Origin of the sequence: Pseudomonas sp. FP198 (genome assembly GCF_030687895.1) — a bacterium.
Classification (GTDB): Bacteria; Pseudomonadota; Gammaproteobacteria; order Pseudomonadales; family Pseudomonadaceae; genus Aquipseudomonas.
In genome coordinates, this window is record NZ_CP117452.1 from 5,741,329 (window position 1) to 5,757,359 (window position 16,031).

The following is a 16,031-nucleotide window of genomic DNA, read 5'->3' on the forward strand; positions in this document are numbered from 1 at the left end:
GTTCCTCACATGCTAGATATTTCCTACCTTTCAGACGAAGACAATGAGCGTCCTTCCTTTGTCATAAAGGATGCTGAGTTCAAGTTGTTTGATGCCGCGTTCAGCACATTGAAACAACAGACCGGCGTTTACATCGACCCCTATGGAACCAGCAGAATTTATCCAAGCCACCAACAAACCTTGATACAGCTACTTTCCAAGAGCCAAGAAGGTCGGGTGGTTGAATTTGTCACCTTCCTGAAAGCGTCAAGCGAGGCTGACGAGGTACTCATTGCTGACGGCGATTAATCTGTCCATGGGCCGATGACCAACCACAGACTGCGCCAGCCGATTTAAGACGGCTGCGCCGCCGTGCGGGAGCCAGCTCCCTCGCCACGGGTTTGTTCCAGGCGCAAAAAAAGGCATATCAATCGATATACCTTTTTTGTTGCCGCTTGCTTTCCTCGACCGAGGTAGTCGGCGCAATTATGGGTTAACGCTGTCCTTCAGGAATTTGCCTGGCTTGAACGCAACCGTGTTGCTGGCCTTGATTTTCACCGGCTCGCCGGTTTGTGGGTTCTTGCCGGTGCGGGCGCCGCGGTGGCGTTGCAGGAAGGTGCCGAAGCCGACCAGAGTCACACTGTCCTTGCGATGCAGGGCGCTGGTGATTTCTTCGAGAACAGCGTTGAGGACGCGGTTGGCTTGTTCTTTGGTGAGGTCCGCTTTTTCCGCAATGGCGGCGGCGAGTTCTGGTTTACGCATGAATGAAGCCCCTTTGACGATTTTTTTGTTGTTATGTCCGTGCTGTTCTCTTCGGAACAACCCCTAAGGCGCCGCAGGCTCTACTCTGCGGCAGACCGGAGTGAGGATGGCACGGGGCCGCAACCGGCGCCAGTGTCCGGCGGGCGTTTGTCGCCGGAAAAGCAGGGCATATGCGACAGAGCGACCGGCATTTACGCCAGCAGTGCCGGAAGCTGCTTGTTCAGCGCCAGTTTCTCCATCACCGCCGCACCGGTCAGGGCGTAGCCCAACAGATTGCCGTGGGCGTCGCGGCACAGGGCCTTGATGTCGGCGCCCTGCCCCTCGACGCTCCACGCGCCTTCGCTGCCCCGTGGCGGCGGCGAAACCACCAGCGGGCAGACCGGAGTTTTCACAGTGATCGGCATGGCGCCGTAGCTGACCGCGGTCGGGTTGCCGGCCAGGGTCTGGGCCAGGGCGCGGACGCAGCTCATCAGTGGCATGACGTAGAGCAGGTTCAAGCCATCGACTTCCGCACAATCGCCCAAAGCGTAGATATTGGCGTGGGAAGTCTTCAGGTGACGATCCACCACCACGCCGCGGTTGACCACCAGCCCGGCGGCAGCCGCCAGGTCGATGCGCGGGCGCAGGCCGATGGCCGAGACCACCAGATCGCAGGGAATCACTTGGCCATCCGACAGATGCGCCTCCAATCCGTCGGCCACATGTTGCAGACGGTTGAGCACCGGCCCCAAGTGGAAATGTGCGCCGAGGCTTTCCAGCCCGGCCTGGACCGCTGCGGCAGCGGCCGGATGCAGCAGCGTCGGCATGACTTGCTCGCAGGGGGCCACCAGTTCCACTTCGTAGCCGCCGAGGATCAGGTCGTTGGCGAATTCGCAGCCGATCAGGCCGGCACCGAGCAGCAGCACCCGGCGCTTGCCGGCGGCGGCGGTCCGAAAACGTGCGTAGTCTTCGAGATCATTGATCGGGAAGATCAGGTCCGCCGCATCGCCCTGCACCGGCACGCGCACGGTTTCAGCGCCCCAGGCCAGGACCAGGTCGCGATAACTTACCGCTTCCTCGCCGATCCACAGGCGTTTGTGGCCCGGGTCGATGCCGCTGATGCGCGTGTGGGTGCGCACTTCGGCCTTCAACTGCTCGGCCATGGCGCCCGGCTCGGATATGCTCAAGCCATCGGCGTCCTTGTTCTTGCCGAACCCCGTGGAGAGCATCGGCTTGGAGTAGGAGCGGCCGTCGTCCGCGGTAATCAGCAGTAACGGGGTTTCGCTGTCGAGCTTGCGAAATTCCCGGGCCAGGTTATAGCCAGCCAGGCCGGTACCGACGATGACGACAGGTGCGCTCATGTTGCTCTCCGTTTGATGAAACGATCAGTTGATTTCGATCATTTCGAAATCCATTTTGCCGACGCCGCAGTCCGGGCACAGCCAGTCCGCCGGTACATCTTCCCAGCGGGTGCCGGGCGCGATGCCATCGTCGGGCCAGCCGTCAGCTTCGTTGTAGATCAGGCCACAGACGATACATTGCCACTTTTTCATTCCAATACTTCCTCAAGATGTCAGGCCTTGGCCGGTATTTTCCGGCTCAGGGCCGTTTTGTACTGATCGGTTGCGACAGATGCAAGCGGGATCGGTGCAGCGGCGCCCTGGCTCGGCCAAAATCGCCGACCGGCATGGTAAGCTCGCGGCCTCATTCGCTGCCATTCAAGACCCTTGTGCCGCCTACAAATTCGATATTTCCTACACTTCGATGGCTGCCCCAGCACCTGCTGTCGCCCCGCCCCGATGCTTGCGTGCTCGACTGGTTGTTCGACCAGGGCTCCCTGACCCGGCGCCTTACGGGCCTGTCGGATGACCACTTCAGCGTGACACCGCTGCTGGAGGGCTGGCAGCCGTTGCGCGCCGACGAGTGTGCCCCGCTGGATCTGGCCGAGGGCAGCGAAGGCTGGGTGCGCGAAGTGTACCTGCGCGGTCACGGCCAGCCTTGGGTGTTCGCCCGCAGCGTGGCGGCGCGCAGCGCGCTGCAAGGCGACGGCTTGCAGATGGACGCACTGGGCAGCCGCTCCCTGGGTGAGCTGCTGTTTTGCGACCAGGCATTCCAGCGCCGGGCGATCGAGGTGTGCCACTACCCGAGTGAATGGTTGCCACCCGAGGTTCGCGCCCACGCGTTGTGGGGCCGTCGCTCGCGTTTCGATCGCGGTGCGTTGAGCGTGCTGGTGGCGGAGATTTTCCTGCCGCCACTGTGGACCGTCGCTCGCGCCTATTCGGAGAATTGCTGATGTACGTGCAACTGCTCAAATCCTTGAACCGCCTCAATCCGCGGGCCTGGGACTTCGTGCAACTGACCCGCATGGACAAGCCCATCGGCATCTACCTGTTGCTGTGGCCGACATTGTGGGCGCTGTGGATTGCCGGCGACGGCTCGCCGTCCCTGGCCAACATCGTGATTTTTGTGCTGGGCGTAGTGCTGACCCGTGCCGGCGGTTGCGTGATCAACGACTGGGCCGACCGCAAGGTCGACGGCCACGTCAAACGCACCGAGCAGCGCCCGCTGGTGAGCGGCAAGATCAGCTCGAAGGAAGCCCTGGTGTTCTTCGCGGTGTTGATGAGCGTGAGTTTCCTGCTGGTGCTGTGCACCAATGCGCCGACGATTCTGTTGTCCTTGGGCGGGCTGGCGCTGGCGTTCAGTTACCCGTTCATGAAGCGCTACACCTATTACCCGCAAGTGGTGCTGGGCGCGGCGTTTTCCTGGGGCATGCCGATGGCTTTCACCGCCGAAACCGGCCATCTGCCGGCCGCCGCATGGCTGCTGTACATCGCCAACCTGTTGTGGACGGTGGGCTACGACACTTACTACGCGATGACCGACCGGGACGACGACCTGAAGATTGGCGTGAAATCCACGGCGATCCTGTTTGGCGATGCCGATCGGGCGATCATCCTGACGCTGCAAGGCCTGGCCCTGGGCTGCCTGCTGCTGGCCGGGGCTCAGTTCAAGCTGGGGGGCTGGTTCCATCTCGGTCTCGTGGCCGCCGCCGCGTGCTTTGCCTGGGAGTTCTGGTACACCCGCGGCAAGGACCGGATGCGCTGCTTCAAGGCGTTCCTGCACAACCACTGGGCCGGGCTGGCGATTTTTGTGGGGATTGTGCTGGACTATGCCCTACGGTGACATCCGGGCCTGTGGGAGCGAGCCTGCTCGCGAAAGCGGTGAGTCAGTCAGCGACTTGAGGACTGTACAGACGCCTTCGCGAGCAGGCTCGCTCCCACATGGATCAGCTGTTACTTGGCCTTGGCGACTTTCCAGGCACCGTCCATTTTGCCGTCTCCGATCATATCACCGGCCTTCTTGTCCATCACGAAGGTGTACAGCGGCATGCCCTGATAGGCCCACTGCATCGAGCCGTCATCACGCTTGATCACGGTCCAGTCACCCATGGATTTGTCACCCGCCTCGGCCATCAGCGGTGGCCAATTCGCCGCGCATGTGTCATTGCACGCGGACTTGCCGGCAGAGTCTTTGGCAAAGGTGTAAAGGGTCATACCCTTGTGGTCAGTGAACATGCCGTCCTTCTCCATCGCAGGATCGGCAGCCATCGCAAAACCAGGCAGAGTCAGCGCGGCAGACAGCAGCAGGGCTTTAAAAGAAATAGTCATTTGCGTCATGGAAACCTTCCTTTGCAGTTGTCAGGATTCGGACCCAAAAGCCTAGCCCAAGATCGCCTCTGCTGCCGTCCGGGGAAATAACTGTCACACGACTGCAATAATTCCGTTATCTAATGCGGCGCAAGACAGTTAAATGACAAGAGGATTACCCCATGGTTGGCAGGAGCATTCTGATCGTCGACGACGAGGCGCCCATCCGCGAGATGATCGCCGTTGCGTTGGAGATGGCCGGCTATGACTGCATGGAAGCAGAGAACTCTCAACAGGCCCACGCCATCATCGTCGATCGCAAGCCCGACCTGATCCTGCTCGACTGGATGCTGCCTGGCACCTCCGGCATCGAGCTGGCCCGGCGTCTCAAGCGCGATGAGCTGACGGGTGACATCCCGATCATCATGCTCACCGCCAAGGGCGAAGAAGACAACAAGATCCAGGGCCTGGAAGTCGGTGCCGACGATTACATCACCAAGCCGTTTTCCCCTCGGGAGCTGGTGGCGCGCCTCAAGGCCGTGCTGCGTCGTGCCGGGCCGACCGATGGCGAAGCGCCGATCGAAGTTGGCGGCCTGCTGCTGGACCCGATCAGCCACCGCGTGACCATCGACGGCAAGCCCGCCGAGATGGGCCCGACCGAATATCGCCTGTTGCAGTTCTTCATGACTCACCAGGAGCGCGCCTACACCCGTGGGCAGCTGCTGGATCAGGTCTGGGGCGGCAACGTATACGTCGAGGAGCGCACCGTGGATGTGCACATCCGGCGCTTGCGCAAAGCCCTCGGCGACGCCTACGAGAATCTGGTACAAACCGTGCGCGGCACCGGTTATCGTTTTTCGACAAAGGCCTGACCCGAGCCCTTACCGCCCGACAAGCTGACAAGGACGCGCGCTCACGTGAATCAAAACTGGCATGGCACCCTGATCCGCCACATGTTGTTGCTGGTGACCGGTTGCCTGTTGATCGGCCTGATCACCGGCTACTACGGCTGGAGCCTGGCCGCGGGCCTGGCGCTTTACCTGGCCTGGACCCTCAAGCAATTGCTGCGCCTGCACGAGTGGCTACGCCTGCACCAACCCGACGAGGCCCCGCCCGACGGTTACGGGCTGTGGGGCGAGGTGTTCGACAGCATCTATCACCTGCAACGGCGCGACCAGCGCGTTCGCGGCCGCCTGCAGGCGGTGATCGACCGCGTCCAGGAATCCACCGCCGCGCTGAAAGACGCGGTGATCATGCTCGACAGCGACGGCAACCTGGAATGGTGGAACCGCGCCGCCGAAACCCTGCTGGGCCTCAAGACGCCACAGGATAGCGGCCAGCCGGTGACCAACCTGGTGCGCCATCCACGCTTCAAGGAATATTTCGAGCAAGACAATTACGCCGAACCGCTGGAAATCCCGTCGCCCACCAATGATCGGCTGCGCATCCAGCTGTACATCACCCGCTATGGCAACAACGAGCACCTGATGCTGGTGCGCGACGTGACGCGGATTCATCAACTGGAACAGATGCGCAAGGATTTCATCGCCAACGTATCCCATGAACTGCGTACGCCATTGACGGTGATCTGCGGTTACCTGGAGACCCTGCTCGACAATGTCGAAGAGGTGAACCCGCGCTGGACCCGTGCCTTGCAGCAGATGCAGCAGCAGGGCGGACGCATGCAGACCTTGCTCAACGACCTGCTGTTGCTGGCGAAGCTGGAAGCCACCGACTATCCCTCGGACAACCAGCCGGTGCCCATCGAGGAACTGCTGCAAATCATTGCCGAAGATGCGCAGGAGTTGTCCGGTCCCAAGCAGCAGTCCATCACGCTTGAAGCCGACCCGACCGTCCAACTCAAGGGCAGCGAGGCGGAACTGCGCAGCGCGTTTTCCAACCTGGTGTTCAACGCGGTCAAATACACGCCTGAACAAGGGCGGATCCATGTGCGCTGGTGGGGCGATGAACAAGGCGCACACCTGAGCGTGCGCGATTCCGGCATCGGCATCGACAGCAAGCACCTGCCACGCCTGACCGAACGTTTCTACCGGGTCGACTCCAGCCGCAACTCCAACACTGGCGGAACCGGGCTCGGTCTGGCAATCGTCAAGCATGTGCTGCTGCGCCATCGCGGGCGCATGGAAATCAGCAGCGTGCCCGGCCATGGCAGTACGTTTACTTGCCATTTCACCCCGGCGCAGGTGGTCCGCGGACGCCCCTCCAACCGCGACGAATGAAGCCGACGGGCGTTCCCTACTAGGCAATCGCCCGGTCAGCCGCTACATTGGCTGACTTGTGCCTGCCTTTTCAGGCGCCGATTTCCCCATCATACGAACATACGGAACCTGCAAAACTCCATCATGGACCCTTCCCCTGGCTTGTCCCTCGCTACACTCTTCGCCGAATTCGGCATGATTCTTTTTGCTTTGATCCTGGTCTTGCTCAACGGTTTTTTCGTTGCGGCCGAATTTGCCATGGTCAAGCTGCGCTCGACCCGGGTCGAGGCTATCGCCGAGCAGAACGGCTGGCGCGGACACATCCTGCGCACCGTCCACAGTCAGCTCGACGCTTATCTGTCGGCCTGCCAGTTGGGTATCACCCTCGCCTCACTGGGGCTGGGCTGGGTCGGCGAGCCGGCGTTCGCGCACATTCTCGAGCCCCTGCTGGGCGCGGTCGGCGTCCAGTCGCCGGAAGTGATCAAGGGTGTGTCGTTCTTCACCGCGTTCTTCATCATTTCCTACCTGCACATCGTGGTTGGCGAGCTGGCGCCCAAATCGTGGGCGATCCGCAAGCCGGAACTGCTGTCGCTGTGGACGGCCGTGCCGCTGTACCTGTTCTACTGGGCCATGTATCCGGCGATCTACCTGCTCAATGCCAGCGCCAACGCGATCCTGCGTATCGCCGGCCAGGGTGAGCCCGGCCCCCATCATGAACACCATTACAGCCGCGAGGAGTTGAAGCTGATCCTGCACTCCAGCCGTGGTCAGGACCCGAGCGACCAAGGCATGCGCGTGCTGGCCTCCGCCGTGGAAATGGGCGAGCTGGAAGTGGTGGACTGGGCCAACTCCCGGGAAGACCTGGTGACGCTGGAATTCAACGCCCCGCTCAAGGAAATCCTGGCGATGTTCCGTCGCCACAAGTTCAGCCGGTATCCGGTATACGACAGTGAGCGCCAGGAATTCGTCGGCCTGCTGCACATCAAGGACCTGCTGCTGGAACTGGCGGCCCTGGACCACATCCCCGAATCGTTCAACCTGGCGGAACTGACCCGCCCGCTGGAGCGAGTATCGAGGCACATGCCGTTGTCGCAGCTGCTGGAGCAGTTCCGCAAGGGCGGCTCGCACTTCGCCGTGGTCGAGGAAGCCGACGGCAATATCATCGGCTACCTGACCATGGAAGACGTGCTGGAAGTGCTGGTGGGCGATATCCAGGACGAACACCGCAAGGCCGAGCGCGGCATCCTCGCTTATCAGCCGGGCAAGCTACTGGTGCGCGGCGACACCCCGCTGTTCAAGGTGGAGCGCCTGCTGGGCATCGACCTGGACCACATCGAGGCGGAAACCCTGGCAGGGTTGGTCTACGAAACCCTGAAACGGGTGCCGGAAGAGGAAGAAGTGCTGGAAGTCGAAGGCCTGCGGATCATCATCAAGAAGATGAAAGGGCCGAAGATCATTCTGGCGAAGGTGTTGATGCTCGATTGAGTGTCGATCTGCTTTCGGGCGAAACCCTCCTGTGGCGAGGGGATTTATCCCCGCTGGGCTGCGAAGCAGCCCCAAAACCGCTGGCAGTACTGGGGGCCGCTTCGCGACCCAGCGGGGATAAATCCCCTCGCCACAAAAGCTTCCTCGCCATGTGTCGCCTCTATTGCTTGCCCAACGCAAAGTTGGGCAAGTCCCCCACCGGCTGGTTGAACTGATAGGGAATCGACACCAACCCCAGCCCGGTGTTGCGCTGTACCACGAAGTGCAGGTGCGGGCCGGAGCTGTTACCGGTGTTGCCTGATAGCGCCAGCGGCGTGCCCACCCCGACCCGTTGCCCCTCCTGGACGCTCACCGAGCCCTTTTGCAGGTGCAGATAGACTCCCATGGTCCCGTCATCGTGCAACACGCGCACAAAGTTGCCGGCAGGATCGGTGCCGCGCCCGGTCTGCTCGTTCTCGGTCTTGACCACCACGCCGCCACGCGCCGCGATGATAGGCGTGCCTTCGGGCATCGCGATGTCCATGGCGTAGCGGTTCTTCGGGCCGTAATGGCTGTATTGGCCGTTGGCGCCCTGGCTCAACCGGAACGGCCCGCCACGCCAGGGCAACGGATAGCGATAAGCTTGCGCCGTGCCTGCGGGGTCGCCCAGGGAGTATTCGAACCTTGGGGTATAAGCCAGTGGCCTGCCGGGCCGGGTGGCCGTCAGCAGCGCCAGGCGCAGGTTGCTGCGCGCCGGTAGCACGCGGCGGATCGGCCGGCTCGGCGCTCCGCTCACATTGCGCAACCCGGCGAAGCTCAGCTCGATTTCCACCGGCGCATAAAGGTCGTTGCGCACGTACACCGCGTCCGCGCCCTTCTGCTTCCTGATGTCGAGAAACACTTGGCGCTCCAGGCGCTCGACCATGCGATCACGAAATACGAACACCTGGGAGCCTTTGCTGGGGCGGTCACTGTAGGAGACCACGCCATTGGCGTCGGTGGATTTGTAGATGGTCATGGCCAAGGCCGGGGTGGCGGCCAGGACAAGACCACAGGCGAACAGCAACGGCACGAGCATGGGCAAGAATTCTGTCGAAATGAAGGCCTGCAAAGCAGCCTAGCAGCTGGGATGGACCAGCGTAGTCGACGGATGTTTCAAAATGGGATCGACAGTCGGGTTGAAGCTGATGGCCCCATCGTCGGATCGCCGCCCCAAGCAAGCTCGCTCCCACAAGGGATCTGCTGCGGACACAAATTTTGTGGCAAGCACAGATCAATGTGGGAGCGAGCCTGCTCGCGAAAGCGGACTGAAGGGCGCCGCAGGATCAGGCGCCCGGTACGAAGTGCTTCTGCGCCGTGCCGCGGGCGATCAGGCGGGAGATGTAGTCGAGTTTCTGCGGGTCTTTGTCGACGAAGCGGAAGGTCAGTTGCAGCCATTCGCTGTCAGGGGTTTGCTCATGGGCGACGATGGCGTGCAGGTAGCCGTTCAGACGAGCGGTTTCGGCGTTGTCGCCCTGCTCCATGTCCAGCACCGAGCTCTCCAGCACTTGCGGCAGGATGTCGGTGCGCTTGACCACCAGCAGCGCTTCCTTGAGGCTCAGGGCCTTGATCACGCACTGCTGGGTGCCGCTGGACAGGCGCAACTGGCCTTGGCCGCGATTGGCGGTGGGTGCGGACGCCGCAGGTGCCTTGACGGGCGGGCTGTTGAGCAAGCCACGTGCCGCCGGAGCGGCAGCCGCAGCGGGTGCAGGCGCGGCAGCGGGCTTGGCAAACGGGTTCGCCGCTGGCGCAGCCGCCGCAACCGGAGCGGCCTTGCCGCCGGTCAGGGCACTGAGCGAATCGTTGCCGAACGCCGAATTCATCTTGGTCGGGGCGCTGTTCATCAACGTGTCGAGCTTGCCTACCTTGTTCAAGGCCTGCTTGACCTTGGTCAGCAACTGTTCGTTGGTGAAGGGTTTGCTGACGTAGCCGGAAACGCCGGCCTGGATCGCCTGGACCACGTTCTCCTTGTCGCCACGGCTGGTCACCATCACGAAAGGCATGCCCTTGAGATTGTCCTGCTGGCGGCACCAGGTCAGCAATTCCAGGCCGGACATTTCTGGCATTTCCCAGTCGCACAGCACCAGGTCGAACGCTTCACGGGCCAGCAGGGCCTGGGCTTTCTTGCCGTTCACCGCGTCTTCGATGCGGATGCCTGGGAAGTAGTTGCGCAGGCACTTCTTCACCAAGTCACGAATGAACGAAGCATCGTCCACGACCAACACACTGACCTTACTCATCCAGATACACCTCTAAAAAATCCCGGCAAGCATACCGCCTTACTGATGGCACATCGCCAAAAACCTTCAGTCACGCCGGGACTTTTCGTTCGCGGGGTGCTGCTTTCGATTAAAAAAACCGCAAAAAAAAGCCCGACCAGAAGGCCGGGCGCTTTTCTTGGCAATCTTACTTATCGTCAGTTTCACCGGGAACATTAGCGGTTTCGGACGGGGTGCCCTCAACTTCTTCCTTCATCCGCTTGAGCCCCATGTGCCGGACATCGGTGCCACGCACCAGGTAGATCACCAGTTCCGAGATGTTGCGCGCATGATCGCCGATACGCTCCAACGAACGCAGCACCCAGATGATGCTCAACACCCGGGAAATCGAACGCGGGTCTTCCATCATGTAGGTCGCCAGCTCGCGCAGGGCGGTCTTGTACTCGCGATCGATGATCTTGTCGTACTGGGCCACCGACAGCGCCAGGTCGGCGTCGAAACGGGCGAAGGCGTCCAGCGCATCGCGGACCATGTTGCGCACCTGGTCACCGATGTGGCGAACCTCGACGTAGCCGCGCGGCGCTTCACCTTCTTCGCACAACTGGATGGCACGACGAGCGATCTTGGTGGCTTCGTCGCCGATCCGCTCAAGGTCGATCACTGACTTGGAGATGCTGATGATCAGGCGCAGGTCGGAAGCCGCCGGCTGACGACGGGCCAGGATGCGCAGGCATTCTTCGTCGATGTTGCGTTCCATCTGGTTGATCTGGTCATCGATCTCGCGCACTTGCTGGGCCAGGCCGGAGTCGGCCTCGATCAGCGCGGTCACCGCGTCGTTGACCTGCTTCTCCACCAGCCCGCCCATGGCCAGCAGGTGGCTGCGCACCTCTTCCAGCTCGGCGTTGAACTGCGCGGAAATGTGGTGGGTGAGGCCTTCTTTACTAATCATCTTTGGCGTCCTTGGAGCGTCCGGTAAGGTGCGGCGGACCGCAGCGTAGATTCAATGAGCAACAACGGCTTCCTAGCCGTAGCGACCGGTGATGTAGTCCTCGGTCTGCTTCATGGCCGGATTGGTAAACAGGGTATCGGTGTCGCCGAATTCCACCAGCTTGCCCATGTACATGAACGCGGTGTAGTCGGACACCCGCGCCGCCTGCTGCATGTTGTGGGTCACGATGACGATGGTGAACTTGGACTTGAGCTCGTAGATCAGTTCCTCGACTTTCAGCGTCGAGATCGGGTCGAGTGCCGAGCAAGGTTCGTCGAGCAGCAGCACTTCTGGCTCCACGGCGATGGTGCGGGCAATCACCAGACGCTGCTGTTGGCCACCGGACAGGCCCAGCGCCGATTCGTGCAGGCGGTCCTTGACCTCATCCCACAGCGCCGCGCCCTTTAGTGCCCACTCCACGGCTTCATCGAGTACGCGCTTCTTGTTGATGCCCTGGATCCGCAGGCCGTAGACGACGTTCTCGTAGATGGTCTTGGGGAACGGGTTGGGCTTCTGGAACACCATGCCCACGCGACGACGCAGTTCGGCAACGTCCTCGCCCTTGCGGTAGATGTTGTTGCCGTAGAGGTTGATTTCGCCTTCGACGCGGCAGCCGTCCACCAAATCGTTCATGCGGTTGAAGGTGCGCAGCAAGGTCGACTTGCCGCAGCCCGACGGGCCGATGAACGCAGTCACGCGCTGTTTCGGGATGTTCAGGCTGACATCGTACAGCGCCTGTTTCTGACCGTAGAACAGGTTCAGGCCGGGCACTTCGATGGCGACGGTTTCCTGAGCCAGGTTCAGGCTCTGCTTGTCGCGGCCCAGGGCCGACATGTTGATGCCGTGTGTAGGTGCTTCGTGTTGCATGGTCTCACTCCGTTCGTAGCTGCTAGCTTTTAGCTGCAAGCTGCAAGTTTTGAGCAAAAGCGGCTTGCAGCTTGCAGCTTGCCGCTTGTGGCTAATGCTTTTAGCTATCCAACGCTTTGTATTTTTCACGCAGGTGGTTACGGATCCATACCGCCGACAGGTTCAGGGTCGCGATCACCAGCACCAGCAGCAACGCCGTGGCGTAGACCAATGGCCGGGCTGCTTCGACGTTCGGGCTCTGGAAGCCGACGTCATAGATATGGAAGCCCAGGTGCATGATTTTCTGGTCCAGGTGCAGGTACGGGTAGTTGCCATCCAGCGGCAGCGATGGCGCCAGTTTCACCACGCCCACCAGCATCAGCGGCGCTACCTCGCCGGCGGCACGGGCCACGGCGAGGATCATGCCGGTCATCATCGCCGGGCTCGCCATTGGCAGGACGATTTTCCACAGCGTCTCGGCCTTGGTTGCACCGAGCGCGAGGGAACCTTCACGCACGGTCCGGGGAATTCGCGCCAGGCCTTCCTCGGTGGCCACGATCACCACCGGCACGGCCAGCAGCGCGAGGGTCAGGGAAGCCCAGAGCAGGCCCGGCGTGCCGAAGGTCGGTGCCGGCAAAGCCTCGGGGAAGAATAGCCGGTCAACCGAGCCGCCCAGCACATAGACGAAAAAACCCAGCCCGAACACGCCGTAGACGATGGCCGGAACGCCTGCGAGGTTGTTCACCGCGATGCGGATCAGGCGGGTCATCGGCCCCTGGCGCGCGTATTCACGCAGGTAGACCGCCGCCAGTACGCCGAACGGCGTAACGATCATCGCCATGATCAGAGTCATCATCACGGTGCCGAAAATCGCCGGGAAGATCCCGCCTTCGGTGTTGGCTTCACGCGGGTCGTCGCTGAGGAATTCCCAGACCTTGCTGAAATAGAAACCCATCTTGGTGAAGGTGCCCATGCCGTTTGGCTGGTAGGCGTGCACCACTTTGCCGATCTCGATCTCCACTTCCTTGCCGTTGGCATCGCGGGCCGTCAGGCTGTCGCGGTTGAACTGCGCATGCAGGTCGGTCAGGCGCGCTTCGATGTCCTTGTAGCGGGCGTTGAGTTCGGCGCGTTCGCTTTCCAGGTCAGCCTGGGCGGCGGCGTCGAGCTTGCCGTCCAGCTCCAGCTTGCGACCGTGCAGGCGGATGCGCTCGAGGCCGGCGTTGATCGCGCCGATGTCGACTTTTTCCAGAGTCTTGAGTTCGTCGGCCAGTTGATTGACCCGCTCGATACGCGCCTGCAACTGCGGCCAGGCGGCTTCGCCTTCGGCGATGACCTTGCCTTGTTCCTTGACGTTGACCAGATAACCGTAGAAGTTGCCCCACTCGCGGCGCTCAAGCGCCATCAGCTCCGCTGGTGTGGTCTGGTTGGTCAGCCAATCGCCGACGATCCAGGTGAAATCGGTGCCGTTGAGATCGCGGTTACCGACCTTGACCAGCTCACGGGTCATGAACTCCGGGCCTTCGTCCGGCACCGGCAGGCCAGCGCTTTTCAGGCGCTCGCGAGGCACTTCTTCTTTCTGTACGACTTCGCCGACCACCAGGTGCGCCGGCATGCCCGGTACGTTGTAGCTGGCGTGGATCAGGTCGGCCGGCCAGAAGTGGCCCAGGCCGCGCACGGCAATCACCGCCAACAGGCCAATGGTCATGATGACCGCGATGGACACCGCGCCACCGCTGATCCAGACGCCCGGGGCGCCGCTCTTGAACCATCCTTTCAGGGAGTTCTGTTTCACAGACTTCTACCTTTCTTAAAGCGACGAATATTTCTTGCGCAGACGCTGACGGATCAGCTCGGCGAGGGTGTTCATGACGAAGGTGAACAACAGCAGCACCAAGGCCGACAGGAACAGCACGCGGTAATGGCTTCCGCCGACTTCCGATTCAGGCATCTCCACCGCGACGTTGGCCGCCAGGGTGCGCAGGCCTTCGAACAGGTTCATTTCCATGACCGGGGTGTTGCCGGTGGCCATCAGCACGATCATCGTCTCGCCCACCGCCCGGCCCATGCCGATCATCAGCGCCGAGAAGATGCCCGGGCTGGCGGTGAGGATGACCACGCGGGTCATGGTCTGCCATGGGGTGGCGCCCAGGGCCAGCGAGCCCAGGGTCAGGCCGCGAGGCACACTGAACACGGCGTCTTCGGCGATGGAATAGATGTTCGGGATCACCGCGAAGCCCATCGCCAGGCCGACCACCAGGGCGTTGCGCTGGTCGTAGGTGATACCCAGGTCATGGGAGATCCACATGCGCATGTCGCCGCCAAAGAACCACGCTTCCATGTATGGGCTCATGTATAGCGAGAGCCAGCCGACGAACAGGATCACCGGGATCAGCAAGGCGCTTTCCCAGCCGTCCGGCACTCGCAGGCGAATGGATTCCGGCAGGCGGCTGAAAGCGAAACCGGCGACGAGGATGCCGATCGGCAGCAACATCAGCAGGCTGAAGATGCCCGGCAGATGCCCTTCGACGTACGGCGCCAGGAACAGACCGGCGAAGAAACCGAGGATCACCGTCGGCATCGCTTCCATCAGCTCGATCACCGGCTTGACCTTGCGGCGCATGCCCGGGGCCATGAAGTAGGCGGTGTAGATCGCTGCGGCAACCGCCAGCGGCGCGGCCAGAAGCATCGCGTAGAACGCCGCTTTCAGGGTGCCGAAGGTCAGCGGCGACAGGCTCAGCTTGGGTTCGAAGTCGGTGTTGGCGGCGGTCGATTGCCAGACGTACTTGGGCTCATCGTAGTTTTCGTACCAGACCTTGCTCCACAAGGCGCTCCACGAGACTTCCGGGTGTGGGTTTTCCAGGACCAACGGTTGCAGCTTGCCGCCCTGCTCCACGATCAGGCGGTTGGCCCGTGGCGACAGGCCGAACAGGCCTTGGCCATCGACCACCTGGTCAACCAGCAAGGTGCGGTGGGCAGTACTGTGGAACACGCCGAGCTTGCCGGCGGCGTCGAGCGCAACGAAACCCTTGCGACGCTCTTCGGCGCTGATCTCGACGACGGGCGCGCTGCCCATCTGGAAGGTCCGAATCTGTTTGAAACGCAGCTCGCCGTCCGGATCGCGAGCCATGAACCACTGGGCCAGGCCGCCCTTGGAATCACCAATGATCAGCGATATGCCACCGACCAACTGGGCAACGGCGGTGACTTGGGCGTCAGCGTTCTCGAGCAGCTTGTAGCGACCGTTGAGGCTCTTGTCCCGCAGGCTGAACACATCGGCCTGGGCACGCCCGTTGACCACATACAGCCACTGCTGGCGCGGGTCGACGAAGATGTTTTTTACCGGCTCGGTCATCTGCGGCAGATCGATACGCGTCTGCTCGCTGGTGATTTCACCGGTCATCATGTTTTCTTCGCTGGTAAGCGACAACACATAGAGCTGCGCGCCGCTGGAGCCAGCCAGCAGCAACGTCGAATCGGTAGCGTTGAGGCTGACATGCTCCAGGGCCGCGCCCTGCTCGTTCAACGCGATCGGCGCTTCACCGTAAGGGTATTCGATGGCCGGAGAGATGGTTTTCTTGCCGTCGGGGTAGCTGACTTTATAAGTGTGGCGGAACACCAGGGCCTGGCCATTGGACAGACCGATCGCCACCAGCGGGCTGCCGGGCTGATCTTCACCGATGGACGCCACAGTGGCGCCGGCCGGGATCGGCAGGTCGACACGCCGCAGTTCGGCACCGCTGTCGAGGTTGTAGAACAGCGCCACGCCCTTGTCGGAAACCCGCATCGCCACCTGGTTCTGTTCTTCGATGGCGATCATCAGCGGCTTGCCGGCGTCTTGCATCCAGGCAGGGGTAATCGAGTCCTTGGCGGTCAGGTCCGCGCCCTGGAA

The 16,031-nt window shown here is 61.8% G+C and carries 16 protein-coding genes; 6 read left to right on the plus strand and 10 right to left on the minus strand.

Annotated features, from left to right (window positions below; translation table 11 throughout):
• Positions 1-9: 9 nt before the first annotated feature.
• Positions 10-288, plus strand: coding sequence for a hypothetical protein (locus PSH78_RS26000; protein WP_305497671.1), 279 nt, complete (start codon positions 10-12; stop codon positions 286-288).
• Between the two features lie 177 nt (positions 289-465).
• Here PSH78_RS26000 and PSH78_RS26005 read toward each other — a convergent pair whose 3' ends face one another.
• From PSH78_RS26005 to PSH78_RS26015, 3 genes are all read right to left on the minus strand, one after another.
• Entirely contained in the window at positions 466-741 is a 276-nt protein-coding gene (locus PSH78_RS26005; protein ID WP_065758133.1) for an HU family DNA-binding protein, read from the minus strand.
• A 191-nt stretch (positions 742-932) separates the two neighbouring features.
• Complete coding sequence (locus PSH78_RS26010) at positions 933-2,081, minus strand: NAD(P)/FAD-dependent oxidoreductase (RefSeq protein WP_305497672.1); 1,149 nt, start codon at positions 2,079-2,081, stop codon at positions 933-935.
• A gap of 24 nt (positions 2,082-2,105) precedes the next feature.
• On the minus strand, positions 2,106-2,273 hold the full coding sequence (locus PSH78_RS26015) for a rubredoxin (RefSeq protein WP_003177199.1): 168 nt from the start codon (positions 2,271-2,273) through the stop codon (positions 2,106-2,108).
• 134 nt (positions 2,274-2,407) lie between these two features.
• Here PSH78_RS26015 and PSH78_RS26020 point away from each other — a divergent pair, with 134 nt between their 5' ends.
• Entirely contained in the window at positions 2,408-3,013 is a 606-nt protein-coding gene (locus PSH78_RS26020) for a chorismate lyase (RefSeq protein WP_370871034.1), read from the plus strand.
• The gene (gene ubiA / locus PSH78_RS26025; RefSeq protein WP_305497674.1) at positions 3,013-3,903 is read left to right on the plus strand and encodes a 4-hydroxybenzoate octaprenyltransferase; all 891 of its coding nucleotides are present in this window, start codon (positions 3,013-3,015) and stop codon (positions 3,901-3,903) included. The genes PSH78_RS26020 and ubiA overlap by 1 nt, the downstream gene beginning before the upstream one ends.
• 110 nt (positions 3,904-4,013) lie before the next feature.
• On the opposite strand, the gene PSH78_RS26030 is transcribed toward ubiA, so the two are convergent.
• Complete coding sequence (locus PSH78_RS26030; protein WP_305497675.1) at positions 4,014-4,397, minus strand: hypothetical protein; 384 nt, start codon at positions 4,395-4,397, stop codon at positions 4,014-4,016.
• 152 nt (positions 4,398-4,549) lie between these two features.
• Between PSH78_RS26030 and phoB the strand changes: the two genes are divergently transcribed.
• From phoB to PSH78_RS26045, 3 genes are all read left to right on the plus strand, one after another.
• The gene (gene phoB / locus PSH78_RS26035; RefSeq protein WP_003177195.1) at positions 4,550-5,239 is read left to right on the plus strand and encodes a phosphate regulon transcriptional regulator PhoB; all 690 of its coding nucleotides are present in this window, start codon (positions 4,550-4,552) and stop codon (positions 5,237-5,239) included.
• A gap of 81 nt (positions 5,240-5,320) precedes the next feature.
• Complete coding sequence (gene phoR / locus PSH78_RS26040) at positions 5,321-6,607, plus strand: phosphate regulon sensor histidine kinase PhoR (protein ID WP_305501415.1); 1,287 nt, start codon at positions 5,321-5,323, stop codon at positions 6,605-6,607.
• 123 nt (positions 6,608-6,730) lie between these two features.
• On the plus strand, positions 6,731-8,071 hold the full coding sequence (locus PSH78_RS26045) for a hemolysin family protein (protein ID WP_186611377.1): 1,341 nt from the start codon (positions 6,731-6,733) through the stop codon (positions 8,069-8,071).
• Positions 8,072-8,231: 160 nt separating this feature from the next.
• Here PSH78_RS26045 and PSH78_RS26050 read toward each other — a convergent pair whose 3' ends face one another.
• The 6 genes from PSH78_RS26050 to PSH78_RS26075 all read right to left on the minus strand — a co-directional run bounded on the left by PSH78_RS26050 (position 8,232) and on the right by PSH78_RS26075 (position 15,983).
• A complete protein-coding gene (locus tag PSH78_RS26050; RefSeq protein WP_305497676.1) occupies positions 8,232-9,128 on the minus strand; it encodes a peptidoglycan DD-metalloendopeptidase family protein in 897 nt (298 codons plus the stop codon).
• 247 nt (positions 9,129-9,375) lie between these two features.
• Entirely contained in the window at positions 9,376-10,329 is a 954-nt protein-coding gene (locus PSH78_RS26055; RefSeq protein ID WP_305497677.1) for a response regulator, read from the minus strand.
• A gap of 166 nt (positions 10,330-10,495) precedes the next feature.
• On the minus strand, positions 10,496-11,257 hold the full coding sequence (phoU, locus tag PSH78_RS26060) for a phosphate signaling complex protein PhoU (RefSeq protein ID WP_030139132.1): 762 nt from the start codon (positions 11,255-11,257) through the stop codon (positions 10,496-10,498).
• A 72-nt stretch (positions 11,258-11,329) separates the two neighbouring features.
• Positions 11,330-12,163, minus strand: coding sequence for a phosphate ABC transporter ATP-binding protein PstB (pstB, locus tag PSH78_RS26065; protein ID WP_305497678.1), 834 nt, complete (start codon positions 12,161-12,163; stop codon positions 11,330-11,332).
• Between the two features lie 100 nt (positions 12,164-12,263).
• Positions 12,264-13,934, minus strand: a complete 1,671-nt coding sequence (gene pstA, locus PSH78_RS26070) for a phosphate ABC transporter permease PstA (RefSeq protein ID WP_305497679.1) — start codon at positions 13,932-13,934, stop codon at positions 12,264-12,266.
• Between the two features lie 15 nt (positions 13,935-13,949).
• On the minus strand, positions 13,950-15,983 hold the full coding sequence (locus tag PSH78_RS26075) for an ABC transporter permease subunit (RefSeq protein ID WP_305501417.1): 2,034 nt from the start codon (positions 15,981-15,983) through the stop codon (positions 13,950-13,952).
• Positions 15,984-16,031: the final 48 nt, after the last annotated feature.